Source organism: Amaricoccus sp. (assembly GCF_047602525.1).
Lineage (GTDB): Bacteria > Pseudomonadota > Alphaproteobacteria > Rhodobacterales > Rhodobacteraceae > Amaricoccus.
In genome coordinates this window covers 2551967-2577042 of record NZ_JASGHB010000001.1, presented here as the reverse complement: position 1 = coordinate 2577042, position 25076 = coordinate 2551967, and the positions used below count along the sequence as shown (strand labels likewise).

The window sequence follows — 25076 nt, the reverse complement described above, 5'->3', positions numbered from 1 at the left end:
AGACACGCGCGGGCGAAGAGCGATTGCGATGGACGCTCCCGGTGCGATCGGGTTCCATGCGTCGCAACAGACATACAGGATCCACGATGCGCGACGGACTGCCTCGGCTCTTCTACGGGCTCGGACTGACACTGATGGTCGGATGGGTCCTCCTGATCGGCCGGCCGATCATCCTGCCGGTCGTGGCGAGCGTCGTCGTCGCCTACGTCGTGCTCGGGCTTGCCGAGCTGATCGGCCGCGCGCCCGGGTTCGGCATGGTGCCGGCCGCGCTGCGCTATGCCCTGGCCGTGGCCCTCAGCCTCGGGGCGATGGGCTTCATCGTGTGGCTGATCGTGCAGAACATCAGCCAGGTGTCGGCGCTGGTGCCGCGCTACCAGGACCAGTTCCTCGCGCTGATCCAGCGGGGGGCGGTCGCGGCCGGACTCGACAACGAGCCAAGCTGGCAGAGCCTGCGCCGCGACATCGTGGGTCAGCTGAACCTCCACCGGGTGATCCTGACCTCGGTGGTGTCGGTGGCGTCGATCGTCGGCACCTTTGCCGTGATTCTGGTCTATGCCGGCTTCATCCTGTCGGAGCAGAAGGCCTTCGCCAACAAGATCGCCCGGCTCTCGGACGAGCCGGCGAAGACCAGCCAGATCCAGCAGGTGATCCGCGACGTGAACAGCCGGATCGGCACCTATCTGGTGATGAAGACGCTCATCAACCTGACCCTCGGCATCGCGAGCTACGTGATCCTCAGGCTCTACGGCATCGAGCTGGCCGGGTTCTGGGCGCTGCTGATCGGGCTCTTCAACTACATCCCCTATCTCGGCGGCATTCTCGGCGTGGCGTTGCCGACGATGCTTGCGCTGGTTCAGTTCGGCGAGATCTGGCCCGTGGTGATGTTCGTGCTGGTGATGTGCATCCCGCAGGTGGCGCTCGGCAACTTCATCGAGCCGTGGCTGATGGGCAATTCGCTCAACCTCAGCCCGTTCATCATCCTGGTCAGCCTCGTCGCCTGGGCGTCGATCTGGGGCATTGCGGGCGCCATCCTGTCGGTGCCGATCATGGCGATCCTCGTCATCGTCTTCAACGAGTTCGAATCCACGCGCGCCGTCGCCATCCTATTGTCGAAGGACGGAACGATCGCATCGAGCCCGACGGCATCCGCCGTGTGAGAGCCGGGGCAATCTCGCTGCCGACGACCTCGCCGCCCCCGGCGGCGGGCAGGCAATGCGACCGCCGGGACGCGTGTCGGCGCGTATCGCCCATCACATGACGATGGTGGCAGGCGGCGGCGAGAACGAGGCCGTGGCCGTCCGGGCGGCTCCCTGAGGGACTGGAGGGGCAGGCGAGCGTTGCAGGATGTCCGCCCCCTGGGGGTTGGCTCCTGCCGTCCGCCCGATGCGAACGGGAGCCTAAGGCCGCGCCCCGCGGAGGGCGAAGGCCGGCCAGAGCCTCCCGTTCAGGGCGGCAAGGCAGCCACCGGGCGCTTGGGCGCGCCGGACCGTCCTCAGTGGCCCGACAGCACCAGCGTTCTGACCGGCAGGATCAGGGCCTGCAGTCGGAGCAGTGCGGCGTGGACGAGGCCGGCGTCGATCGCGTGCAGCACGAAGGCGTGGAAGCCGCCGATCGCCGGATCCTGCAGGGCGTCGTGGTTCGAGGTGCAGGCGGTGGCGACGCAGGACGAGCCCTGCGGCAGCAGCCCGAGCACGGCGACGAACTGCAGCTGCACCTTGTTGGTGCGATGCGCCATGTGCTCCGGCAGCGCGTGCAGCTTGAGATAGACGAGGCCGACGGAGATCACGGCGACGAACAGGAACACCGCCATCATCGTCATCAGCCAGTCGGACTGGCCGGGTGCGGTGACGAAGGATGGCAGGTGGTGCGGCGCGGCGGGATTGAGGACGGGATGGTCCATCGACAGCTCCGGAGGGATCGGGCCCGAGGGCAGGCTGCGGGCGAGGGTGGCTCGGCGACGAGCCGCTCCGGGCGAGAGACAATCCGCTGCGAGAAACCGCGGCCGGTGCCGCGTGTCGAGGGCCGCCGCACGCCATCGCGGGGTGCCATGAAGGTGCGGCGTGACGGTAGCGGGGTGACGGTGGCGGCGTGACGGCGGGGGCGGGAGCGGCTAGGATCGGGCCATGCCGTCGCGCCGCCTCTTCGTCCCGCCGACCGTCACTCCGCCCGGCCGCCCCCTCGGCGTCCTCGCCAGCGTCCGGGCGGTGCGGCGGAACGTGCTCAACATCATCCCGGCGATCTCCTACACCCAGCCGATCGTCACCGGCACCACCGGCCCCGCCCGCTGGCACATGGTGCAGGGGCCGGAGGGGATGCGCCGGATCTTCCTCGACAACGTCGGGAACTATCCGAAGTCCGAGGTGATGATCCGCATGCTGCGCCCGGCGGTGGGGGCGAGCCTGTTCACCGCCGAGGGGACGCGCTGGCGCTGGCAGCGCCGGGCGATCGCGCCGGTCTTTGCCGCGCGCAACGTCGCCGCGCTGGCGCCGATGATGACCCGCACCGCAGCGCGCGCGGCCGAGCGGGTGGCCGCCGCCGGCCCCGGGCCGGTGGAGATGGTGCGCGAGATGCTGTCCGCGACCTTCGACGTGATCTGCGAGGTGGCGCTCTCCGGCCGCGAGCACATCGACCCGGAGGTCTACGCAGCGGCGATCACCCGCTATTTCCTGACGGCCGGCCGCGCCTCGCTGCTGGATTTCCTCGAGGTGCCGCAGTGGATCCCGCGGCCCGGCAACATCCTGGCGCTCGGTTCGGTGCGCACGATGCACGGCATGGTGGCGCGCGCCATCGAGGCGCGCCGCCGCGCCGGGCCGCACGTGCCCGACGACCTGCTCGACTACATGATCCGCGCCGAGGACCCGGAGACCGGCCGGCGGATGACCGACGAGGACCTGCTGCACAACATGCAGTTCTTCATCGTCGCAGGTCATGAGACCACCGCGCTCGCGCTCTCGTGGTCGCTGTTCCTGCTGGCGAACGACCCGGAGGCGCAGGACCGTGCCCGTGCCGAGGCGGAGGGCACGCTCGGGGGCCGCGCCGCCACGGCGGACGATCTCGAGCGGATGCCCTATGTGGGGCAGGTGATCGACGAGGCGATGCGGCTCTATCCGCCGGTCGCGTTCCTGGCGCGCAACGTGCTCGCCCCCGACCGGATCGAGGACCGCGACATCCGCCCGGGCGAGACGGTGTTCCTGAACATCCAGGCGCTGCACCGGCACCGGCTGTACTGGCAGGAGCCCGACGCCTTCGACCCCGAGCATTTCGCCCCGGAGGCGGTCGCCGCCCGCGATCGGTATCAGTACCTGCCGTTCGGCGCCGGCCCGCGGATCTGCGTCGGCGCGAATTTCGCCATGATGCAGGCGGGGATCATCCTGGCCACGCTGCTCGGCCGGTTCCGCTTCGTTCCGGCCGGTTCCGCGCCGCGGCCGATCATGCACATGACGGTGCGGCCGGACCCGGGCGTGACGCTGTTCGCCCGGCCGGCGGGCACGGTGCGCGGAACGCCGGACTGACGCTGCGGGCGAGACGAGCCGTCGGGGGAGTTGGCGGCTTCGGGAGCCTCCGGCGGGAGTATTTTCGCCAAGAAAAAGCCCGGAGTCGGCGACCGGGCAGGGGGCCCGATCAGAGCAGGCGGGCGAGGCCGAGGGGCAGGTTCGGGGCGTTGAGCGACATCACGCGGTAGATCTGGCCGTAGACGAACACCGTGACGAAGAACAGGAACGCGCTGCCGATGGCGCTGTCCCAGGACAGGATGGCGAAGAGGGCGCTCAGCACCGGCAGGAACCAGGTGACGACGCTGGTGGCGGGGTTGCGCAGGTGCGCCGCGTGCTGCGCCCGCACCAGCCGGCGGGCATAGCGGCGGTGGGCGAGCATGTGGAAATGCACCCGATCCGGCTGGCCCACGCTGTGGCCGACGCGGCGCGACTTGCGTCGCATGGAGGCGAGCGTCTCGATGACCGGATAGGCGCAGATCAGGATGGCGTTCCAGGACGAGACTTCGGGGTTGCGCATCGGCAGCAGCACGCCGAGCGCCGCGAGCAGGAAGCCTGCGAAGTAGGCGCCGCCGTCGCCGAGGAAAATCTTGCCGAAGGGGAAGTTCACCAGGAAGAACCCGAGAACCAGCGCGCCCCAGACCAGCGCGAGCGAGAACACGAGATCGTCGCCCACGCGGTGCGCGACGTAGGCGAAGGTGGCGAACATGATCATCAGCGAGCCGGAGGCGAGGCCGTTGAAGCCGTCGATGATGTTGACGGCGTTCGCCACCCCGCCCATGGCGAAGCCGGTGAAGAGCACCGCCGCCAGCGAGAACGACAGGATCCAGTCGACCCCGGGCAGGTCGACCTGATGCATGGTGTAGCCGGTGGCGAGCGCGAAGAGCACGCCCGCGCCCATGGTGGCAAGCAGCCGGGCCTTCACCCCGACCTTGCGCGTCAGGTCCTCGCCGAGGCCGGCGGCGAGCGCGGGCAAACCGCAGAGGCCGATGAGCACCCAAGGGTCGCGCATGCCGTGCGGCAGAGCCGGCACCGCCAGCCAGTAGCCGAGCGCCAGCGCCAGCCCGCCGATCCGCGGCGTGGGAACGAGGTGGAACTTCTGGACGCCGCGGGTGCCGTCGTTGGTGACGTGGCCGTGCCAGCCGCGTGTCCAGACCAGGACGAGACAAAGCGCCAGCGTCAGCCCCGCAGCGATCGCGGCGGGGACAATGAGCTCGGCAATGTGCAGGACGGGGTGTGTCCCAGTCATCTCGTCAAATCGTGGCCCGAAAGGGGTTATACTTGTTAACGAGCGTTCTCTAGCCGAAAACAACGCCCAAGGCGAGGGTGCTCATCAACGCACGGCAGAGTGTTGCCGGTCGGTGACGCCGATCCGGCGTTCATCGATCCAGGCGTTCAACCGCCACGCGAGCGACTTCCAGTGCGGATCGAGTGGCAGGCCGTGGCCGAAGCCGCGCAGCACCTCGGTCTCCGCGCGGTAGGCCAGCGCCGTGGACCAGAGATCGGTCACCGGGACGAAGGCGTCGCGGTCGCCGAGCAGGCCGAGCACCGGGATCCGCCGCATCAGGAACCAGGGTGGCAGATCCCAGGTCAGGCCGTCGAGCAGGACGAGCGGGCTCTCCTGGGTCAGCGGCTGCATCACGTCGCGGATCCAGTCGTCCGGGGTCTCGTCGGTGAAGAGCGCCCGGCGCACCGCCTCGACGCCGAGGAAGGCGCCGCCGCCCGCCTGGGCGACCATGAGCGCGCCGATCACCTCGGGCGCGCCGGCCGAGAGCTGCCAGAGCGACGGCCCGAGCCCCGCCGGCCCGGGCGAAGCGACCAGCGCGAGGCCCGCGACGCGCCGGCGCGCGGCGAGGTGCTGGCCCACCAGTCCGCCGAGCGAGTGGCCGATCACCACCGGCGGCGCCCCGAGCGCGTCGGACGCCGTCTGCGCCCGGCGCACGTAGTCGCGCAGCCGCGCCGGGCGGGTCGAGAGCGGATCCGACAGGCGCGGTGCGGCGACCGGGTGGCCGCGGGCGGCGAACCACGGCGCGACGAAGCGGGTCCAGACCTCGGGGCCGGAGAACGCGCCGTGCAGGAACAGGATCGGGGTCTTCTCGGACATCGGCACCACCTCTCGTGCCGTTCCTGCCGCATCGCCGGCCGGCTGTCGAGAGGCGAGCCCTTGTGCCGGGGGCGGACGGCCCCATCTCCCGTGGGGCGCAAGGAGGTCCGGCGTGAGCGATGAGGAAACCGATCTGACCGACGCCGAAGGGGTGGGGTCGGCCATTGGCCCTGCGGAGGCCGACGCCATCGTGGCCGACGCAGCCCGCGTGTACTTTGCCGGTTGCCGCGAGCGGATTGATCCGTTCGTCCGGGCGAACTTCTCGATCGCCGGGTCCGCGCGGCTGCATCGCCGGGCGGTGGGCTGGGACCTGCTGAAGGCGCCGGCCAACGTCGCGCTGTCAGTCCCGCAGATCCTGCTGCGGCTCGGGTCCGGTGCGGCGGGGCGGCTGGGCAGCCCCGGGCTGGCGCGGCGGCTCGACCGCGACATTTTCCTTGCGACCGCCGTGGCGGGCGAACTGCGCTGGCGGCTGATGACGGACCTGCTGCGCCTGCCCTTCGTCGACGCGGAGCGGGTTTCGGCCGACGACGGGCTGGCCGAGGCGATCCTCGCGCATCCGCAGGTGCAGGCGCTGCTCGCCGCGGCAGGGCGGGCCGCCGCGGCCCGCGGCGACGATCCGGCGTTTCGTGCCCGGCTCGAAGCGTCGCTCGCGGGATATACCGGGACGCGCGCGGCGGCCGCGGAGATCACCACCGGCCTCGTCGCCCTCGGCACCGGCGCCGTGGCGTTCCAGAAGGCGACGCCCGGCGCCCTTGCGCTCGGGCCGGTGCTGGCCGGCACGCTGGCGCAGTCCTCGGCGATCGCCGGCTTTCCGCTGGGCTCGGCGGCCGGCGGCCTCTGGTACGGCGCGTTCCCGGCGCAGGCGTCGGCGGGCCTCGTCACCGCGGCCACCGCGGGGGTGATGGGGGTGGCCGCGGTCGCGACCGCCTTCGCCGGGATGATCTCCGACCCGGTGCAGCGGGCCGCGGGCCTGCACCACCGGCGGCTTGCCGCCCTTGTCGACAGCCTGGAGGCGGGATTTCGCGCCGATGACCACAAGGGCTTCGTCGCCTACGACCTCTATGTCGCCCGGCTGATGGATCTCGGCGACCTGCTCTTCGGCCTCACCCGCACCCTCCGCTCGGCGTAACGCCGCCTTTCCCCGTCGTTCGTCGCGGCGGGAGGCGTCGCGGCGATTGATTTTTGCGATTTCAGACTCCAAACGTCGGACAGGCCGCCGATATTCTGGAGAACGGCGATCGGCCCGGAGGGGCCGGCGGGAAGGGGACGGCATGGCGCGTACCGATGGGCGGTTTCGCGAGACCTACAACGCGCTGCTGACCCTCTGCGCGGAGCTGGGGCCGGGTCAGGCCCTGCCCGCCGAGAACGCGCTCGCCGAACGGGCGGGGGTGAGCCGCACGGTCGTGCGCGGCGCGCTGCAACGCCTGAGCGATGCCGGGATCGTGCGCTGGCGCGGGCGCGAGAAGACGCTGCTGCGCCGGCCGGAAGAGTCCGACCGCCTGCCGGTGCAGCCGCAGGCGCCGGATGCCGACGAACTCGAGTCGCGGTTCCTCGACTGGGTGCTGCGCTTCGACGTTCCGGCCGGGACGTCGCTCAACGTGGCGCAGTTGTCGCGGCAATTCGCGGTGCCGCCGCACACCTTGCAGGAATTCCTCGCCGGTCTCAGCCGTTCCGGGCTGGTCGAGCGGCGGGCGCGGGGCGGCTGGCGCCTGCTCGGGTTCACCGCCGACTATGCGCTGGAGCTGTCGGAGTTCCGCGGCGTGCTGGAGCTCAACGCCATCCGGCACCTGCTCGCGCTGCCCGAGGGGCATCCGGTCTGGCAGCGGCTCGAGGCGCTGCGGCGCGATCACCTCGATCTGCTGGAGCGGCTGGACACGGACTTCCACGACTTCTCGCGGCTCGACGAGCGCTTCCATACCACGGTGAACAGCGTCGTGCGCAACCGTTTCGTGCGGGAGTTCCAGAAGATTGTGGCGCTGATCTTCCACTACCACTACATGTGGGACAAGACCGAGGAGCGGCAGCGCAACGGCGTCGCGATCGGCGAGCACGTGGCGATCATCGACGGCCTGCTCGCCCGCGATGGGTCGGCGGCGGAAGCGGCGGCGCTGCGGCACCTGTCCAGCTCGAAGCAGACGCTGCAATCCTCGCTGCGTGGCAATGGCCTGGTGTGAGTTCCGGCGACGTCAGGCGCCCCGAAGCGCCCGAGGCGGGACATGGTGCGGGTGGTCGGACTCGAACCGACACTCCTTTCGGAAAGGGTGTTTGAGACCCTCGCGTCTACCATTCCGCCACACCCGCGCGGCGCGGACCATAGCCGCGGCGGCCCCCGATCCGCAAGCGGGTGTCGACGTCGCGGCGGGGCACGGGAGATCGCGCCGTTGATCGCGGAGGGTCCTGCCGCTAGAGATGCCTGCGCGCCGGCTTAGCTCAGCGGTAGAGCAACCGCCTTGTAAGCGGTAGGTCGTCAGTTCAATCCTGACAGCCGGCACCACCCGCCCTCATCCCGCATCGGCGCGGGGTGGCTGGCCGGCGGCGGTGGCGGGCAGGTTGAACGCCTGCTCGAGATAGCCGCCGAAGTAGTCGCGCAGCGGCGGCAGGGTGCTTGCGAGCCGCTGGAAGTCGCGGGCCGTGACGAACAGCACCTCGGAATCCTCGATCGCCCGAACCGTGCCGGTGCGCAGCCCCTCGACCAGCAGCGCGCGCTCGCCGAAATGTCCGTCCGGCCCGATCTCCAGCCGGTTGGCCTTGCCCTCGGCATCGCGCCAGGTCAGCTCGAATCGGCCGCTCTTCACGACGTAGAAGCCGTCGGCGCGGTTGCCTTCCTCGAACACCCGGTCGCCGGCGCGGTAGCGCAGGTACTTCGTCCCTTCCGGCGGCTTGTTCCCGGTCTGGACCGTGCTGCGGCCGAGCACGAGGTCGAGCATCCACTGCGAGGCGATGCGCGCCTTGGTGGCGAAGCCGGGCACGAAGCTCAGGTAGTACGTGCGCCAGAGCACCCATGCGGGAAACCCGGTGAGCCGCCAGCCGAAGACCTCGGCCACGCCGCGGCCGGCGCCGAGCGAGGCGAGAGAGCCCTTCGACTTGTACCGGAACGGCTCCGGCGCCCGGGCGTCGAGGGCCGCACGCAGGTTCCGCGCCAGATGGCGCGCCTCGCGCACGGCAAACTGCGCCGTGGGCGGGGCATAGTCGTGCCGGGCCGAGGGGGTGTCGACCAGCGGGATCAGCGCCGCGTCGCCGAGCGCCCAGATCTCCGGGTGCCCCTCGACGCGCAGCGACCGCTCGGTGCGGATCCGGCCGCGCTCGTTCGGCAGGCCCAGCTTTTCTGCCATCTTCGACGGGGCGTTGCCGATCGTCGCCACCACGGTGCGGGTGCCGATCACCTCGCCCGAGGTGGTGACGATCGCCGTGCCCGTCGCCTCCGACACGCCGGTCTTCAGCAGCACCTCGATGCCCTGCTTCGCGAAGAACGACTGGGCGTAGGCGCCGAGAGAGGCGGGCAGCTCGCCGAGCAGCCGGTCGGCGAACTCGATCAGCAGCACGCGGATCTCGTCCTTGCGGATGTTCGGATAGAAGTGCAGCGAGCCGAAGATCAGGTCGCGCATCTCGCCCACCGTCTCGACGCCGGAAAAGCCGCCGCCGATGACGGTGAAGGTCAGGCACTCGCGCTTGACCTCGGGCAGGGTGGTGATGTCGGCGTGCTCGAGCTTGTCGATGACGTGGTTGCGCAGCGCCATGGCGTCGCCCAGGGCCTTCATGGTCAGCGCGTGCGCGGCGAGCCCGGGAATGCGGCTGAGGTCGATCTCCTGCCCCAGCGCGAGCACGAGGTGGTCATAGCCGACCTCCACATAGCGCCTCTGCACGCCCTGGAAGATCACCACCACCTTGCGGGCGAGGTCGATGTCGTAGATCTGCGCCTGGCGCACCCGCACGCCGGGGAGCAGCCGGCGGAGCGGCGAGACCGCGTCGCGGATCGAGATGCTGCCGGCGGCGACCTCGGGCAGGAGCGGCTGGAAGACGAAGTAGTTGACGTCGTTGATGAGCTCGATCTCCGCGTGCGCGCCGAGCTGGCGCCGCAGCTCGCGGGCCGCGAACATGCCCGCGAAACCGCCTCCGAGCACGAGGATACGGGTCTGCCCGCTCGCGCTCATTCGTTCCTCCCCGGTCGTGCCGGCCGTCGATCGCGGCCGGCGTTGCCGCGGACCTTTGCATGCGGCGGGGGCGAGGGCCAGTCGCCGCGTCGCGATTGATGGCTTGATGCGGCGGTGCCCGAGGGTATCGTGCAACGCAAGCCGCCGGCGGACCAGGCGGCATCAGGGAGGAGTGACACGATGACCGGGCCGTTGCCGCACGGAGAGGGCCAGGACGGCCTCTGGGTCGGGCGGATGTGGGACGAGAAGGCCGAAGGCCCCGCGGTGGTGACGCTGCGCGCCGGAGGACTGGTCGATGTGACCTGCCCGGAGGTGCCGACCGTGCGCGACCTGCTCGAGCGCGACGATCCGGCCGCGTGGCTCGCCGCCGCGCCGGGGCGGCCGGTCGGGGCGCTCGACGAGGTTGCGGCCGCCGGGCGGCTGCTCGCACCGTGCGACCTGCAGGCGGTGAAGGCCTGCGGCGTGACCTTTGCGCGGTCCTTGCTGGAACGGGTGATCGAGGAACGGGCGGCCGGCGATCCGGCCCGGGCGGAGTCGCTGCGCGGCCGGCTTTCCACGCTGATCGGCGCGTCTCTGCGCGACATCCGGCCGGGCAGCGACGAGGCGGCGGCGGCGAAGGCGGCGCTGATCGGCGAGGGGCTGTGGAGCCAGTACCTGGAGGTCGGCATCGGCCCGGACGCGGAGGTCTTCACCAAGGCGCAGCCGCTGTCGTCGGTCGGCTTCGGCGCCCAGGTGGGCCTGCATCCGATATCCCGCTGGAACAACCCCGAGCCGGAGGTGGTGCTGGCGGTGTCGAGCCGGGGCCGCATCCTCGGCGCGACTCTCGGCAACGATGTGAACCTGCGCGATGTCGAGGGCCGCTCGGCGCTGCTGCTCGGCAAGGCCAAGGACAACAACGCCGCCTGTGCCGTCGGACCGATGATCCGGCTGTTCGACGCCAGCTTCTCGCTCGACGACGTCCGGCGGGCCGAGCTGACAATGACGGTGCAGGGGGCGGACGGCTTCACCCTGGGCGGGCGTTCGTCGATGCGCGAGATCAGCCGCGATCCGGCCGATCTGGTGGCGCAGACGATCGGGCGGCACCACCAGTACCCCGACGGATTCATGCTGTTCCTCGGCACGATGTTTGCGCCGATCGAGGACCGCGACGCGCCGGGGCAGGGATTCACCCACCACGTCGGCGACGTGGTGACGATCGCCGCCCCTGGGCTCGGGGCGCTGGTGAACACCGTGGCGCTGTCGACCGAGGCGCCGGAATGGACCTTCGGCGCGGCCGCGCTGATGCGCAACCTCGCCCGGCGCGGTCTGCTCGCATGAGCGGCCGGGTGCGGGTCGGCATCGGCGGCTGGGTGTTCGAGCCATGGCGCGGCACGTTCTATCCCGACGGTCTGACCCAGAAGCGCGAACTCGAGTACGCCAGCCGCAAGCTGACGACGATCGAGGTGAACGGCACGTTCTACGGCTCGCAGAAGCCGGCGAGCTTCCGGAAGTGGTACGACGAGACGCCGGAGGACTTCGTCTTCGCGCTGAAGGGGCCGCGGTTCGCCACCAACCGCCGGGTGCTGGCCGAGGCGGGCGAGTCGGTCGAGCGGTTCTTCGGCACCGGGGTGCTGGAGCTGAAGGAAAAGCTCGGGCCGATCAACTGGCAGTTCGCGGCGACGAAGAAGTTCGACCCTGAGGACTTCGCCGCCTTTCTCGCGCTGCTGCCGCGGGAGGTGGAGGGGCGGGCGGTCCGGCACGCGGTCGAGGTGCGGCATCCGAGCTTTGCCGTGCCGGAGGTGCTGGCGCTCGCACGGGCGCATGGCGTCGCGATCGTGGCGGCCGGGGACAGCGTGTATCCGGCCATCTGGGACGCGACCGCGCCCTTTGTCTACGCCCGGATCATGGGGACCGACGAGGCTGAGCCGCAGGGCTATCCCGCGGCTTCCCTCGACGCCTGGGCGGGTCGGGCGACCGCGCTGGCGGCGGGCCGGGCGCCGGAGGGCCTGCCGCTGCTGGCCCCGGTCGAGGCCGGCGCGCGCGACGTGTTCCTCTATGTGATCTCGGGCGGGAAAGTCCGCAATCCGGCCGCGGCGATGGCCTTGCTCGAACGGCTCTGAGCCCGGCGGGGGGGGGAGCGCCGCCCTCGGGGAGCCCTTTGGGGGCTCCCGCTCGGCCGGCGCTACGTGACAGGCCGCCGTTGCGGTCCGTCCCTCAGGAGGCCGCGCCGTTGCGCGGCGAGTCTTTCTTTCTCCCCGCCTGTGGGCGGGGCCCCTGCGACTGCCCGATAGGGTTTCTGCCAGTATGAATACCTGTGCCGCGCGCGCGGACCGGGGTCAGGCTCTTCCGGGGCGCAGCAGGCGGTCGAGCGCGTCGAGGAAGCGCGAGCGGTCGGCGGGGCTAAAGGGCTTGCCGCCGCCCTGGCGGAACGGGTCGGCGGCGCGGAGGTCGGCCATCAGGTCGCGGAGCGCGAGCCGGGCGCCGACGTTCGCGGCGGTGAACGGCTGGCCGTCGGGGGCGAGCGCGGTTGCGCCCGCCTCGACCACGCGCGCGGCGAGCGGCACGTCGGAGGTGACGCAGACGTCGCCGGGGCCCACGCGCTCGGCGATCCACTTGTCGGCGGCGTCGGCGCCCTCCGGCACCATCTGGATCCGCGCGAGCGGGTGGCGCGAGGGCCGCAGGCCGCCGTTCGTCACGTAGACCACCGCGATGCCGTAGCGTTCGGCGACCTTCAGCGCCTCGTCGCGGACCGGACAGGCATCGGCGTCGACGTAGAGCATCGGGCTCACATCGTCGCGTTGAAGGCGCCGCCGTCGAGCAGCAGGTTCTGGCCGATGATGAAGCCCGCATGCTGCGAGCAGAGGAAGGCGCAGGCGGCGCCGAACTCGGCCGGCGTGCCGTAGCGGCGGGCCGGGATCGTCGCCTCGCGGTTTCGACGGGCCGCGTCGATGCCGATGCCCTCGGTTCGGGAGACGCCGGTGTCGAGCGCGGTGGCGCGGTCGGTGTCGTGGATGCCGGGCAGCAGGTTGTTGATGACGACGCCGTCCGGCGCGACCTGCCGGCTGGTGCCGGCGACGAAGCCGGTGAGGCCGGTGCGGGCGGTGTTGGAGAGGCCGAGCACCGGCACCGGCGAACGGACGGCGGCGGAGGTGATGTTGACGATCCGCCCCCAGCGCCGCGCGATCATGCCGGGCAGCACGCCCTGCATCAGCGCGATCGGCGTCAGCATGTTGGCGTCGATCGCGCGGAGGAAGTCGTCGCGGCCCCAGCCCGACCAGAGGCCGGGGGGCGGGCCGCCCGCGTTGGTCACGAGGATGTCGGCCGCGCCCGCGGCGGCGAGGACGGCGGCGCGCACCGGCTCGGTGGTGATGTCGCCGGCGACGGTCGTCACCTCGACGCCGTGCGCCGCGCGGATCGCCGCGGCCGTCGTCTCGAGCGCGTCGGCGCCGCGGGCGTTGAGGACGAGATCGACGCCTTCGCCCGCCAGCGCCTCGGCGCAGCCGCGGCCGAGGCCCTTCGAGGCGGCGCAGACGATGGCACGCTTGCCGCGGATTCCGAGGTCCATGGTTCGTCTCCTTCAGTCGATCGCGGCGAGCACCGGGGCCCACTGCGCCTTCAGCGGCTCGTAGAGCTTCTGCGGCTTGTCGTAGATCGCGAGGCCCAGCGCCGCGAGTTCGGGATAGGCGGTGCGCTCGGTGATCCAGGTGAGCGGCTCCTGCCCGAGCTTTTCGAAGAAGGCGCCGAGCCGATCGCTGCCCTTGCCTGCGCGGGTGCGGTTGGCGATCAGGCTGACGCCGACCTTGCCCTTTCGCACGCGCTTGACGTGCTCGATCTCCTTGAGGAACTTCCGCGTCGAGTTCGACGTCGAACACCGAGGGCAGCACTGGCGTCACCACCGCCTCGGCCTCCGCGACCAGCGCCTCGGCCCGCTCGCCGGTCAGCGCGCCGGGAGCGTCGATCACCAGCCAGTCGAGCTTCTTCGGCGCCTCGCCGAAATCCGCCGGGTCGGTCCAGTCGATGGCGCGGATCGGCGCGGCGGTGTCGGGGCGGTGCTTCAGCCAGCGCAGCGAGGACTTCTGCGGATCGGCGTCGGCGAGGCCGACCGCGCCGCCCCGCCGGGCGAGGGCGGCGGCCAGCGTGATCGCCACCATGGTCTTGCCGCAGCCGCCCTTGCGGTTGGCGATCAGGATCGACTTCATCCGGCGCGTCCCCCTGTTTTCGTCCGAGCCTAGCGGCTCGGGCTGCGCGCGTTAAGCCATCGTCTCCTTCGTCGCCGTCAGCCGCAGGTCCGGCCAGTCGCGGCCCACCCGGTCGATGTCCCATTGCAGGCGGGTCATGTAGACCGGGTCGCCGTCGTGGTCCTCGGCCATGTGGCCGCGGTTCGCCTTGGTGAACTCGTCGATCTTCTCGCGCGGGCCGGACAGCCAGCGGGCCGAGGTGAACTGCGTCGGCTCGAATCGGACGGGCAGGCCGTATTCCTGCTCGATGCGGGAGGCGAGCACGTCGAACTGCAGCGGTCCGACGACGCCGACGATCCAGCCGGAGCCGAAGGCGGGCTTGAAGAGCTTCGAGGCGCCCTCCTCGGCGAACTGGGTCAGTGCCTTCTCGAGGTGCTTCGCCTTCATCGGGTCGGCGGCGCGCACCGCCTGCAGCAGCTCGGGCGCGAACGACGGGATGCCGGTGAAGCGCAGCGCCTCGCCCTCGGTCAGCGCGTCGCCGATGCGGAGCTGGCCGTGGTTCGGGATGCCGATGATGTCGCCGGCGACGGCATCCTCGGCGATCTCGCGGTCGGCGGCGAGGAAGAGCACCGGGTTCGAGATCGCCATGGGCTTGGCCGTGCGCACGTGCTGCAGCTTCATGCCGCGCTGGAAGTGACCGGAGCAGAGGCGGACGAAGGCGACGCGGTCGCGGTGCTTCGGGTCCATGTTGGCCTGAACCTTGAAGACGAAGCCGGTGACGGGCGTCTCCCACGCGCCGACCGTGCGGGGCTCGGCCGGGGCGACGCCCGGGGCGGGCCCGAAGGCGCCGATGCCGGCCATCAGCTCCTGCACGCCGAAGGAGTTGATCGCCGAGCCGAACCAGATCGGCGAGAGGTTGCCGTCGAGCATCGCCTGGTGGTCGAAGGCGGGCAGCAGCTCGCGGGCCATCGCCACCTCCTCGCGCAGGGTGGCGAGGAGGTCGGCCGGGATGTGCTCGGCCATCGCCGGGTCGTCGAGGCCCTGCATCTTGACGCTCTCGGCCCGCTTGTTGCGGTCGGCGCGGTCCATGAGTTCGAGCCGGTCGTTCAGCATGTCGTAGCAGCCGAGGAACTCCCGCCCCTGGCCGATGGGCCACGATGCCGGGCAGACGTCGAGCTGAAGCTCCTGCTGGATCTCGTCGATGATCTCGAAGGTGTCGCGGGCCTCGCGGTCCATCTTGTTGCAGAAGGTCAGGATCGGCAGATCCCGCATCCGGCAGACCTCGAAGAGCTTGCGGGTCTGGCTCTCGACGCCCTTCGCGCCGTCGATCACCATCACCGCGGCATCGACGGCGGTGAGCGTGCGATAGGTGTCTTCGGAGAAGTCCGAGTGGCCCGGCGTGTCGACGAGGTTGAACCACCAGTCCCGGAACGGGAACGACATGGCCGAGGCGGAGACGGAGATGCCGCGCTCCTGCTCCAGCTTCATGAAGTCCGACCGGGTGCGCCGCGCCTCGCCCTTGGCGCGGACCTGGCCGGCCATCTGGATGGCGCCGCCGTAGAGCAGGAACTTTTCCGTCAGCGTCGTCTTGCCGGCGTCCGGGTGCGAGATGATGGCGAAGGTGCGCCTGCGGGCGACTTCCGGCGGGAGCGGGGGCGTGTTGGCGGTGCGGTCGAGCATGGGCCGCGATATAGCCCCGCGCCGGCGCGGGGGGAAGATGCCGGCCGGCGCGCGGATCGAGAGGGCAGAAGCCTTCCGCCGGAGGCAGCCGACCTGTGGAACCGCGAAGCGCTCGGGGGAGAGGGAAAAGACGCCCCGCCGCGCGGCAGGGCGCCTTCCCCTTGCGCGGTCATCGGCGCTCCCGCCTGTACCGCGCCGGCAGGCCGGCGGGCGTTACGGAGCGGTGAAGCTCAGAGCACCAGTCCGACGACCAGCAGGCCGAGGCCGATGGCCGCGGCGCCGACCGAGGCGAGGTTGAGCGCGATGAGCCGGTGGAGCGCGGCGTGGACCTCGGCCGGCGGCAGCGCCGAGCGGCGGATCCGCACGCCGCGCCAGATGCAGGCGCCGAGGCCGAAGAGGCCGGCGAGGGTCAGAACGAGGCCGAGAGGGGCGAGGAGGTGCATGACGCTTCCTCTAGCCTGCGGGCACCCGCTGGCGCAAGGCGTCGGCTTGATGCCGGCCGGGGCCGGGGATAGGGTCCGCGGCTCGCGCAGAGGCAGGAACGAGAGCGAAGATGGACGAGATCGTCGAGGACGAGGCGAGCGATCGCTACAAGGTGACGGCGGGAGAGCTGCGGCAGTTCGTCGAACGCTACGAGCGGCTGGAGTCCGAGCGGAAGGACATCGCCGACCAGATGAAGGAGGTCATGGCCGAGGCGCGTGCGCGGGGCTATGACGTCAAGGTGCTGAAGAAGCTGATCGCACTGCGCAAGCGGGACAGCTCCGACGTCAGTGAGGAAGAGGCCATCCTCGAACTCTACAAGCAGGCGCTCGGCATGTGACGGCGGGGCGCTACGGTCGGGGATCGTGCGTGATTCCCCGCCAGTTTCCGGCGATCTGGTGCCTATATCGTCACGCATTCGTCTTTTTTCGCTTTTGCGCCCCAACCAACAGAATCGCGCTTGAATTTTGTGTGCAGTTGCGAAAGAATGCTCGCATACGGCCAGTGTCGGATTGTGGTTCGACAGTGCGAGACCTGGCAGGTTGTCGGGTGTGCCCGGAAGAGAATGGCGGCTTTGCCCCGCTGCCGGTGACGGATGTGCGGGGAGGGATGGCCGGGCGGCCTTGGTGGCTGCCGCGAAGTGTTGGCGAGGGTGAGTTGTGGACGGTATTCGGGGCGCGGGGCGTGCAGGTCTCGCGCCCTTTTTCCGTCCGGGCCCCGGGGTTCGGCGGGGGTAGGCGCCCCGGGCGTCAGGCCGCCGGCGACAGCCAGCGGGCCTCGCGGCTCGAGCGCAGGATCGTCTCGACCAGCTCCTGGATATGCAGGCCCTTGCGGAAGTTGAACGGTTCCGGCGCCGTGCCGGCGATGGCGTCGAGATAGCGCGCGACCTCGATCGCCTTCAGGTCGTTGAAGCCGAGCTGGTGGCCCGGCGCCACGCAGAAGAGCCCGTAGGGCGGATGCGCCGGCCCGGCCTCGATCCGGCGGAAACCCTGGCGGCCGGCGGGGTCCTCGCTGCGGTAGAAGTGCAGTTCGTTGAAGCGTTCCTGGCTGAAGATCAGCCCGCCCTTGGAGCCGTAGATCTCGAAGTCGTGCTGCATTTTGCGGCCGTTGGCGATCCAGCTCGCCTCGATCGAGCCGGTGGCGCCGTTCTCGAAGCGCAGGAAGGCGCGGGTCACGTCGTCGGTCGCGACCGGCAGGCTGCCGCCCTTGCCGTCGGGTCGGGTGGCGATCGCCGTCACCGCGTCGCCCAGCACCTGCGCGATCGGGCCCATCAGGTGCTCGGCGGTGGCGAGGATATGGCTGCCGAGGTCGGCCGCCACGCCGCCGCCGACCGGATCGTTGCGGAAGCTGTAGGGGTGGCCCGCGTCGGTCATGTAGTCCTCGGCGTGGATGCCGCGGAAGGTGCGGATCTCGCCCAGCTCTCCGGCCTCGATCATCTCGCGGGCGAGGCCGATCATCGGGTTGCAGAGATAGTTGAAGCCGACCTGGGTCTTCGTGCCCGACAGGTCGGCGGCGTCGGCCATCTCGCGCGCCTCGGAAGCGAGCGGCGCCAACGGCTTCTCGCAGTAGACATGCTTGCCGGCGGCGAGGCCCGCGAGCGACATCTCCTTGTGGAAGGCGTTCGGCGTCGTCACGTCGACGAGGTGGATTTCGGGATCGGCGACGAGGCGCCGCCAGTCGCCGGTGCCGTGGCGGAAGCCGAGGCTCTGCGCCGCCGCCCGGCCGAGGTCCTCGGTGCGGTCGGCGACGGTGTGGAGCACCACCTCGAAGGGGAGGTCGAACACCCGGCTCGCGGCGGCAAACCCGAAGGTGTGGGTCTTGCCCATGAACCCGGTTCCGATCAGTCCTACGTTCAGCACGGGCTTGCCCATCGCGCCTTCCCCTCCCGAAAGGAATAAATATTCCATGATGCGTATCATTCAGAATTGTTGTGCTGTCAATCGGGATTGCTTAAACAGCGGGCAGCGGAATCGCCCGCGGAACCGGAGGGAAGAGGGATGAAGGCGAAGCTCGGCATCGCGCCGATCGCGTGGTGGAACGACGATCTGGCGGAGCTCTCCGACGACGTGAGCCTTGAGGAATGCCTGCGGCAGGCGAGCGTCGCGGGCTTCACCGGCATGGAGACCGGCCGGCGCTTTCCGCTCGACCCGAGGGAGCTGGGGCCGATCCTCGGGACGTACGGGATTTCGGTGTGCGGCGGCTGGTTCTCCGGCCTGCTGCTCGACGGCGACATCGAGGTGGAGAAGGAGCGGATCGCCGGCCAGATGGCGCTCTTCAAGGCGATGAACGCGCCCTGCATCGTCTATGGCGAGACCGCGCGCTCGATCCAGGGCGACCGCTCGAAGCCGCTCGCGACCAAGCCGAAGCTGTCCGAGGACGAGATCAAGGTCTACGCCCGCAAGATGACCGCCTTCGGCGAGTGGTGCGCCGAGCAGGGGATGCCGCTCAGCTATCACCACCACATGGCGGCGGCGATCGAGACCGAGGCGGAGCTCGACCTGTTCATGAAGCACTCGGGCGCGGGCATCCCGCTGCTCTACGATGCCGGGCACATGGCGTTTGCCGGCGGCGACGTGCTGCGGGTGATCGACAACCACCACGCCCGGATCAGCCACGTCCACACCAAGGACGTGCGCAAGGCGGTGATCGACGGCCTCGACCGCAGCCGCGAGAGCTTTCTCGACGCGGTGGTGAAGGGCGCCTTCACCGTGCCGGGCGACGGCAGCCTCGACTTCGAGGCGATCGTGAAGAAGCTCGCAGGCTACGGCTACGAAGGCTGGTTCGTCGTCGAGGCGGAGCAGGATCCGAAGGTCTCGCCGCCGCTCGAGATGGCCAAGGTCGGCCACAAGGAGCTGCTGCGGGTGATGGACGCGGCCGGATACGAGGTGGTCGCCGCTTGAGAGACCGGCGGCCGATTGGTGCCGATCCGTGCGCAGTGATCGTCCGGCGCGGGGGCTAATCCTCGCGGCGGACGTGCGGTATCTCCCCGGCCAGTCACGGACGGAGAGGCGCGATGCTGGTTGATGGCAAGTGGACGGAAGACTGGCAGCCGGTGCAGGCGACCGACGCCAAGGGCGGCTTCGTCCGGCAGGTCTCGGGCTTTCGCAGCTGGGTGACGCCCGACGGCAGCGCCGGCCCGACCGGCGCGGCCGGCTTTCCCGCCGAGGCCGGGCGTTATCACCTCTACGTCGCGCTGATCTGTCCGTGGGCGTCGCGCACGCTGATCGCGCGGCGGCTGAAGGGCCTCGAGGAGGTGGTGTCCGTCTCGGTGGTGGAGCCGGCGCTGTCGGCGCAGGGGTGGCGCTTCGGCGACTATCCCGGCTCCGACCCCGATGCACTGAACGGCGCCAGCTACCTGCATGAGATCTACACCCGCGTGGACCCGCACTATACCGGACGCGCGACCGTGCCGGTGCTGTGGGACAAGGTGCGGCGGACGATCGTCAACAACGAGTCGGCCGACATCGTGCGGATGCTGAACGCAGGCTTTGGCGGGCTGGCGCGCGGCGCCATCGACCTCTGTCCCCCCGACCTGCTCGGCGAGATCGACGCGCTCAATGCCGAGATCTATCCGCGGCTCAACAACGGCGTCTATCGCGCCGGCTTCGCCACCACGCAGGTGGCCTATGACGAAGCGTTCGCCGACGTCTTCGCCGAACTCGACGCGCTCGAGGCGCGGCTCGACGCCGGGGGGCCGTTCCTGTTCGGCAAGCGGTTCACCGAATCCGACATCCGGCTCTTCGTCACGCTGGTGCGCTTCGACGCGGCCTATCACGGGCTCTTCAAGTGCAACCTGCGGCGGATCGCCGACTATCCCGCGCTCTCGACCTATCTCGCCCGGGTGCTCGACCTGCCGGGGGTGCGCGAGACGGTGAACATCGACCACATCAAGCGCGGCTACTACTCGGTCAAGTCGCTGAACCCGACCGGGATCGTGCCGGTCGGCCCCGACCTGCCGGGGCTCGACGCGGTGGCGGCGCGGCTCGGCGCCTGAGCGCGGGCGACAAGTTGGTGAACCGGGCCGGCAGGGGCTGCCGCAGCGGCCCGGTCTGCGGTATCCTCGGCCCATGTCGGCCGAGAAGCTCTTGCGATGAAATGGGGAAGGCAGGCGCTCCTGTCGCTCGCCGTGCTTGCGGTGGCGGGCGCACTCTGGGTGCGGCACTTCCCGCAGGCCGGGGCGTTCGTCGAGCGGCTGGGGTTTCCCGTCGCCACCGCGTCGGTCGAGGCGCCGGCCGCGGAGGGGGCTGGGCGCGGCGGCCCGCCGGTGGTGATCGGCCAGCCGGTCGGCGAGGCGACGATCAACGACCGGGTCTCGGCGATCGGTGACGGCCGCGCCATCCGCTCGGTCACGATCTCGCCCTACGATCCCGGCCGGGTCGCGGCGGTGGAGGTGGCGTCCGGCGCCTTCGTGACGGCGGGCACCCCCATCGTCCGGCTCGACCAGGAGGCGGAGGAGATCGCGCTCGACCGGGCGCGGCTCGCGCTCGAGGACGCGCGGACGACGCTGAAGCGCAACCAGCTCGTCGGCTCGCGCGGGGTGACGGAGGCGCAGTTGCACCAGTCGGAGCTCGCGGTCAGCGAGGGCGAGCTCGAGGTGCGCGACGCCGAGGTCGCCCTTGACCACCGGGTCATCCGCGCGCCGTTCGACGGCTGGGTCGGGATCATCTCGGTCGACGTGGGCGACCACGTGGAGGCGCAGACCGGGCTGGGCACGCTCGACGATCGCTCGCACATCCTCGTCGATTTCCGCATCCCGGAGCGCTTCGTCGCGCAGGTGCGCCCCGGCCTGCCGGTGAGCGCGCGGCCGCTGGCGCACGGCGGGGTCTCGCTCGACGGCGAGATCGCGACGCTCGACACCCGGGTCGATCCGGCGACGCGCACGCTGCGGGTGCGGGCGAGCCTCGACAACGCCGACGACCGGCTGCGCGCCGGCATGGCGTTCTCGATCGGGCTGCGGTTTCCGGGCGAGAGCTACCCGGCGGTCGATCCGCTGGCGGTGCAGTGGAGCGCCGAGGGGCCGTACGTCTGGGTGGCGCGGGACGGCAAGGCGGCGCAGGTGCCGGTGCGGATCTTGCAGCGCGAGGACGATGCGGTGCTGGTCGACGCCGACCTCGCCCCCGGAACCCGCGTCGTGACCGAAGGCGTGCAGCTGCTGCGCGAAGGCGCGCCGTTCCGGTTCGAGGGCGATGCGCCCGCGGGGACGACGGCCGCGCCGCCTGCCCGGTCGGGCGGCTGATGGCGGGCGGGCGGTCGCGGGCCGACGTCTCAGGGTCCGGCAAGGGCTTCACCGCGCTCTTCGTGCGGCGGCCGATCCTCGCCATCGTGCTGAACAGCCTGATCGTCATCGCCGGGCTCGCCGCCGGGCTGGCGATCGAAGTCCGCGAGCTGCCGGACGTCGACCGGCCGGTCATCACCGTGACGACGTCCTTTCCCGGCGCGGCACCCGAGACGGTGGACCGCGAGGTGACAGGCATCATCGAAGGGGCGATGGGCCGGATCGCCGGGGTGGCCGACATCTCGTCCACCTCCAGCTTCGGCCGCAGCCGGGTGGTCGTCGAGTTCAACGACTCCGTGAACCTCGACGCCGCCGCCTCGGATGCGCGCGACGCGGTGAACCGGGTGCGCAACCAGCTGCCGGACGACGTGGACGAGCCGCGCGTGGTCAAGGCGGACGCGAATTCCGACCCGGTGATGCGGATCGGCGTCACCTCCTCGACCATGCCGGTCGAGGACCTGACCGACCTCGTCGACAACGAGATTACCGACCGGCTGATCTCGGTCGAGGGGGTTGCCGACGTGGCGGTCTACGGCGGGCGCGACCGGATCTTCCGGGTCGACGTCGACCAGCTCGCCCTGTCGAGCCGCGCGCTGACGCTGGCCGACGTGCGCAAGGCGCTGGCGACGGTCGCCTTCGACCAGCCGGCGGGCTCGCTCACCGCGTCGAACCAGAGCCTCGTGGTGCGCACCACCGCCACGGTGGAGACGCCGGAGGGGTTCGAGGCGCTGATGCTCGACCCGCTGACCCGTCTCGGCGACGTGGCGACGGTGACGCTCGGCCCCGACATCGGCAACTCGGTGCTGCGCTCGAACGGCGAGAGCGGCCTCGGGCTCGGCGTCATCAAGCAGGCGCAGAGCAACACGCTGACGATCTCGCAGGGCATCCACCGGGCGGTTGCCGACCTGCAGGCGAGCCTGCCGGCGGGGGTGAAGATCTTCGTCACCGGCGACGACGCGCTGTTCATCAACGGCTCGATCCACGAAGTGATGCTGACGCTGGCGCTCTCCGTCGCGATCGTCATCGGGATCATCTACCTGTTCATCCGCGACTGGCGGGCGACGCTGATCCCGGCGGTGTCGATCCCGGTCGCGCTCATCGGCACGCTGGCCGCGCTCTGGGTGGCCGGGTTCTCGATCAACATCCTGACGCTGCTCGCCCTGGTGCTCGCCACGGGGCTCGTGGTCGACGACGCGATCGTCGTGCTCGAGAACATCGTGCGGCGCCGGGCGCAGGGGCTGGGGCCGCGGGCGGCTGCGGTGCTCGGGACGGAGCAGGTGTTCTTCGCGGTCATCGCCACCACCGCGACGCTGGCGGCGGTGTTCGTGCCGCTGTCGTTCCTGCCGGGGCAGACCGGGGCGCTGTTTCTCGAATTCGGCATCACGCTGGCGCTCGCGGTGTCGATCTCGGCGTTCGTCGCGCTGTCGCTCTGCCCGATGATGGCGTCGCGGATGCTGACGGCGCACGCCCTGCCGGACGCCGGACCGCCCGGGATCGTCGGACGGCTCGGCGGGGCGCTGGCCGGGCTCTACCAGCGGGTCCTGCACGCGGCGCTGGCGGCGCCGGCGGTGGTGCTGATGCTGGCCGCGGTGTTCGGCGTGACCTCGCTCCTGATGTTCGAGAGCGTCACGCAGGAGCTGACGCCGGTCGAGGACCGGGCGCAGGCGATGCTGCGCGTCAAGGCGCCGCAGGGGGTGAGCCTCGACTATACCGCGGCCAAGATGCGCGAGATCGAGGAACGCACCGCGCCGCTGCGGCAGGCGGGAGAGGTGATCGGCCTGTTCTCGATCGCCGGGCAGAACGGCAACGACAACACCGGCTTCATGATCTTCACGCTGGCGCCGTGGGGCGAGCGCGCGCGCAGCCAGCAGGACATCGTCGCCGACATCGGCCGGGCCGCGCGCGAGGTGGTGGGCCTGCGCGCCTTCGCGATCCAGCCGAACTCGCTCGGCATCCGCGGCGCGGGGCAGGGGCTGCAGTTCGCGGTGGTCGGCGGCGACTTTGCCAAGCTGAGCGCGGCGGCCGACCGGATCGTCGACGCGCTGGAAAAGGACCCGCGCTTCGGACAGGTGCGCTCCTCCTACGAGTCGACGCAGCCGCAGCTCTACGTCCACGTCGACCGCGAGCGGGCGTCGGATCTCGGGATCGACATCGACGGGCTCGGGGCGACGATGCAGGCGGTGCTGGACGGCGCGCCGGTGGGGTCGGTCTTCGTCGGCGACCGGAGCTACGACATCAAGCTCACCTCGACGACGACGCCGGTGCGCGATCCCGCCGACCTCGAGAACCTGTTCCTGCAGACCCGCTCGGGCGACATGGTGCCGATGTCGACGGTGGTGACGCTCGACGAGCGGGCGGTGGCGCCGGAGCTGGACCGGGAGCACCAGATGCGGGCGGTCGCCGTCACCGCCGGCCTCGGCGAGGCGCTGCCCCTCGGGGCGGCGTGGCCGCTGGCGCAGGAGCTTGCGGCGCCGCTGCCGCCGGGGACGCGGCTGATCCCGCTCGCCGACACCGCGACGCTCGGGGACACGACCCACGGGCTGCTCGTGACGTTCGGCTTTGCGATCCTCGTGGTGTTCCTGGTGCTGGCGGCGCAGTTCGAGAGCTTCGTCTCGGCGCTCATCGTCATGGCGACGGTGCCGCTCGGCCTCGGCTGCGCCATCGTCGCGATGGTGCTGACCGGGGTCAGCCTCAACGTCTACAGCCAGATCGGGCTGGTGCTGCTGGTGGGGATCATCGCCAAGAACGGCATCCTGGTGGTGGAGTTTGCCAACCAGTTGCGCGACCACGGGGCGGGGGTGCGGGAGGCGATCGAGGAATCGTGCCGGATCCGGCTCCGGCCGGTGATGATGACCATGGCCGCGACGATCCTCGGGGCGGTGCCGCTGGTGTTCTCCGGCGGGGCGGGCGCGGAGGCGCGGCATGCGCTCGGCTGGGTGATGGTCGGTGGCCTCGGCCTCGCGACGATCCTGACGCTGTTCCTGACGCCGGTGGTCTATCTGGCGCTCGCCGGGCTGTCGAAGCCGCGGGTGGCCGAGACCGAGCGGCTGGAAGCGGAGCTGGCGGCGGCCGATCTGGCGGCGGGAGGGCCGGGGGAGTGAGGCCGCAAGGCCGGGGGCGGCCGGTCACTCGCCGCCGTGCAGCCGTTCGTGCCAGACCAGCCGGCGGGCGACCTTGGCGGCGCTCCACGCCTCGGTGTCGCCGCCGCCGCTGACCTGCCCGGTGTCCCTCGCGGCGGCGGTGGAGAGGCGGGCCATGGTCACGCTGCGGGTCCACGCGAGATAGCTGCGCGCGCCGTCGGTGGTGGTGGTGTCGAAGGTCTGGCCGGCGAGAAGCAGTTCGAGCAGGCCGACGTGGCGTGCTTCGTCAAGGAGCGCGGGGTCCGCCCCGCCGGCGGCGTCGAGCCGGTCGAGCAGGCGCTCGCGCGAGCCGGCGAGGCGGTGGGCGATGCGGGCCCAGGCAAGCGGGTCGAGGGCCTCGCGGTCAGGAGCGATCAGCGCGGCGGTCGCCTCGGGGCCGCTGCCGGACGACTCCGCCTCGATGGCGATGGCGATTTCGATCGTCCTCGGCAGGGGTTCGTCCGCTTCGGCGAGGAAGCGGCGGATCTCGGTGGCGAGCGCGCGCTCGATCTCGGTGCGGTGGCGCACGCGCGCGGCGCAGCCGGGCAGCTCGTGCACCCAGCCGAGGCAGCTTGCGTCGGAAAAGACCTCGAGGCTGGCAGTGAAGCGCATCGTCGGG

At 71.0% G+C, this 25076-nt stretch carries 22 protein-coding genes, 2 tRNA genes and 1 pseudogene; 12 read left to right on the top strand and 13 right to left on the bottom strand.

All coding sequences use genetic code 11. The features are described 5' to 3' along the window. The first annotated feature begins 86 nt into the window (after positions 1-86). On the top strand, positions 87-1157 hold the full coding sequence (locus tag QM699_RS13220) for an AI-2E family transporter (RefSeq protein ID WP_415011561.1): 1071 nt from the start codon (positions 87-89) through the stop codon (positions 1155-1157). 335 nt (positions 1158-1492) lie between these two features. Here QM699_RS13220 and QM699_RS13215 read toward each other — a convergent pair whose 3' ends face one another. Further along, positions 1493-1900 (bottom strand): hypothetical protein, encoded by a 408-nt coding sequence (locus QM699_RS13215; protein ID WP_415011560.1) that lies wholly within the window; start codon positions 1898-1900, stop codon positions 1493-1495. A gap of 223 nt (positions 1901-2123) precedes the next feature. On the opposite strand from QM699_RS13215, the gene QM699_RS13210 reads away from it, so the two are divergent. Beyond that, the gene (locus tag QM699_RS13210; protein ID WP_415011559.1) at positions 2124-3512 is read left to right on the top strand and encodes a cytochrome P450; all 1389 of its coding nucleotides are present in this window, start codon (positions 2124-2126) and stop codon (positions 3510-3512) included. Positions 3513-3621: 109 nt separating this feature from the next. Here QM699_RS13210 and QM699_RS13205 read toward each other — a convergent pair whose 3' ends face one another. Both QM699_RS13205 and QM699_RS13200 read right to left on the bottom strand, forming a co-directional pair. Continuing rightward, the gene (locus QM699_RS13205) at positions 3622-4740 is read right to left on the bottom strand and encodes an MraY family glycosyltransferase (RefSeq protein ID WP_415011558.1); all 1119 of its coding nucleotides are present in this window, start codon (positions 4738-4740) and stop codon (positions 3622-3624) included. An 84-nt stretch (positions 4741-4824) separates the two neighbouring features. Further along, complete coding sequence (locus QM699_RS13200) at positions 4825-5595, bottom strand: alpha/beta hydrolase (protein WP_415011557.1); 771 nt, start codon at positions 5593-5595, stop codon at positions 4825-4827. Positions 5596-5707: 112 nt separating this feature from the next. On the opposite strand from QM699_RS13200, the gene QM699_RS13195 reads away from it, so the two are divergent. Both QM699_RS13195 and QM699_RS13190 read left to right on the top strand, forming a co-directional pair. Then, positions 5708-6724: a DUF6635 family protein gene (locus QM699_RS13195; RefSeq protein WP_415011556.1), complete on the top strand. Its 1017-nt coding sequence runs from the start codon at positions 5708-5710 to the stop codon at positions 6722-6724. A gap of 142 nt (positions 6725-6866) precedes the next feature. Further along, the gene (locus tag QM699_RS13190) at positions 6867-7769 is read left to right on the top strand and encodes a GntR family transcriptional regulator (protein ID WP_415011555.1); all 903 of its coding nucleotides are present in this window, start codon (positions 6867-6869) and stop codon (positions 7767-7769) included. A 43-nt stretch (positions 7770-7812) separates the two neighbouring features. Here the strand turns inward: QM699_RS13190 and QM699_RS13185 are convergent. Continuing rightward, a tRNA-Leu gene (locus tag QM699_RS13185) sits at positions 7813-7896 on the bottom strand. Positions 7897-8014: 118 nt separating this feature from the next. Between QM699_RS13185 and QM699_RS13180 the strand changes: the two genes are divergently transcribed. Beyond that, positions 8015-8089 (top strand) — tRNA-Thr (locus QM699_RS13180). A gap of 7 nt (positions 8090-8096) precedes the next feature. Here the strand turns inward: QM699_RS13180 and QM699_RS13175 are convergent. Continuing rightward, on the bottom strand, positions 8097-9746 hold the full coding sequence (locus QM699_RS13175; RefSeq protein ID WP_415011554.1) for an FAD-dependent oxidoreductase: 1650 nt from the start codon (positions 9744-9746) through the stop codon (positions 8097-8099). A 180-nt stretch (positions 9747-9926) separates the two neighbouring features. Between QM699_RS13175 and QM699_RS13170 the strand changes: the two genes are divergently transcribed. Next, on the top strand, positions 9927-11063 hold the full coding sequence (locus QM699_RS13170) for a fumarylacetoacetate hydrolase family protein (protein WP_415011553.1): 1137 nt from the start codon (positions 9927-9929) through the stop codon (positions 11061-11063). Then, entirely contained in the window at positions 11060-11845 is a 786-nt protein-coding gene (locus QM699_RS13165) for a DUF72 domain-containing protein (RefSeq protein ID WP_415011552.1), read from the top strand. The genes QM699_RS13170 and QM699_RS13165 overlap by 4 nt, the downstream gene beginning before the upstream one ends. A 216-nt stretch (positions 11846-12061) precedes the next feature. On the opposite strand, the gene QM699_RS13160 is transcribed toward QM699_RS13165, so the two are convergent. The 6 genes and pseudogenes from QM699_RS13160 to QM699_RS13135 all read right to left on the bottom strand — a co-directional run bounded on the left by QM699_RS13160 (position 12062) and on the right by QM699_RS13135 (position 16026). Next, complete coding sequence (locus QM699_RS13160; protein ID WP_415012756.1) at positions 12062-12505, bottom strand: YaiI/YqxD family protein; 444 nt, start codon at positions 12503-12505, stop codon at positions 12062-12064. A gap of 5 nt (positions 12506-12510) precedes the next feature. Beyond that, on the bottom strand, positions 12511-13290 hold the full coding sequence (locus tag QM699_RS13155) for an SDR family oxidoreductase (RefSeq protein WP_415011551.1): 780 nt from the start codon (positions 13288-13290) through the stop codon (positions 12511-12513). 12 nt (positions 13291-13302) lie between these two features. After that, positions 13303-13539, bottom strand: coding sequence for a hypothetical protein (locus tag QM699_RS13150; RefSeq protein WP_415011550.1), 237 nt, complete (start codon positions 13537-13539; stop codon positions 13303-13305). A gap of 109 nt (positions 13540-13648) precedes the next feature. Then, a pseudogene (locus QM699_RS13145) lies at positions 13649-13924 on the bottom strand (AAA family ATPase); the annotation flags it as partial. A gap of 51 nt (positions 13925-13975) precedes the next feature. Next, the gene (locus tag QM699_RS13140; protein WP_415011549.1) at positions 13976-15583 is read right to left on the bottom strand and encodes a peptide chain release factor 3; all 1608 of its coding nucleotides are present in this window, start codon (positions 15581-15583) and stop codon (positions 13976-13978) included. 230 nt (positions 15584-15813) lie between these two features. Further along, positions 15814-16026: a hypothetical protein gene (locus QM699_RS13135; protein WP_415011548.1), complete on the bottom strand. Its 213-nt coding sequence runs from the start codon at positions 16024-16026 to the stop codon at positions 15814-15816. 110 nt (positions 16027-16136) lie between these two features. On the opposite strand from QM699_RS13135, the gene QM699_RS13130 reads away from it, so the two are divergent. Next, the gene (locus tag QM699_RS13130; protein ID WP_415011547.1) at positions 16137-16403 is read left to right on the top strand and encodes a DUF2312 domain-containing protein; all 267 of its coding nucleotides are present in this window, start codon (positions 16137-16139) and stop codon (positions 16401-16403) included. Positions 16404-16812: 409 nt separating this feature from the next. On the opposite strand, the gene QM699_RS13125 is transcribed toward QM699_RS13130, so the two are convergent. Then, positions 16813-17934: a Gfo/Idh/MocA family protein gene (locus QM699_RS13125; protein WP_415011546.1), complete on the bottom strand. Its 1122-nt coding sequence runs from the start codon at positions 17932-17934 to the stop codon at positions 16813-16815. A gap of 126 nt (positions 17935-18060) precedes the next feature. Between QM699_RS13125 and iolE the strand changes: the two genes are divergently transcribed. From iolE to QM699_RS13105, 4 genes are all read left to right on the top strand, one after another. Beyond that, positions 18061-18963 carry a myo-inosose-2 dehydratase gene (gene iolE / locus QM699_RS13120; protein ID WP_415011545.1) on the top strand — a complete coding sequence of 301 codons (903 nt, stop codon included), beginning with the start codon at positions 18061-18063 and terminating at the stop codon, positions 18961-18963. Positions 18964-19076: 113 nt separating this feature from the next. Further along, positions 19077-20057, top strand: coding sequence for a glutathione S-transferase family protein (locus QM699_RS13115; RefSeq protein ID WP_415011544.1), 981 nt, complete (start codon positions 19077-19079; stop codon positions 20055-20057). Between the two features lie 96 nt (positions 20058-20153). After that, positions 20154-21299 carry an efflux RND transporter periplasmic adaptor subunit gene (locus tag QM699_RS13110; protein WP_415011543.1) on the top strand — a complete coding sequence of 382 codons (1146 nt, stop codon included), beginning with the start codon at positions 20154-20156 and terminating at the stop codon, positions 21297-21299. Next, positions 21299-24439 (top strand): efflux RND transporter permease subunit, encoded by a 3141-nt coding sequence (locus QM699_RS13105; protein WP_415011542.1) that lies wholly within the window; start codon positions 21299-21301, stop codon positions 24437-24439. The genes QM699_RS13110 and QM699_RS13105 overlap by 1 nt, the downstream gene beginning before the upstream one ends. A 24-nt stretch (positions 24440-24463) precedes the next feature. Here QM699_RS13105 and QM699_RS13100 read toward each other — a convergent pair whose 3' ends face one another. Continuing rightward, positions 24464-25069: a hypothetical protein gene (locus tag QM699_RS13100; protein ID WP_415011541.1), complete on the bottom strand. Its 606-nt coding sequence runs from the start codon at positions 25067-25069 to the stop codon at positions 24464-24466. Positions 25070-25076 lie beyond the last annotated feature (7 nt).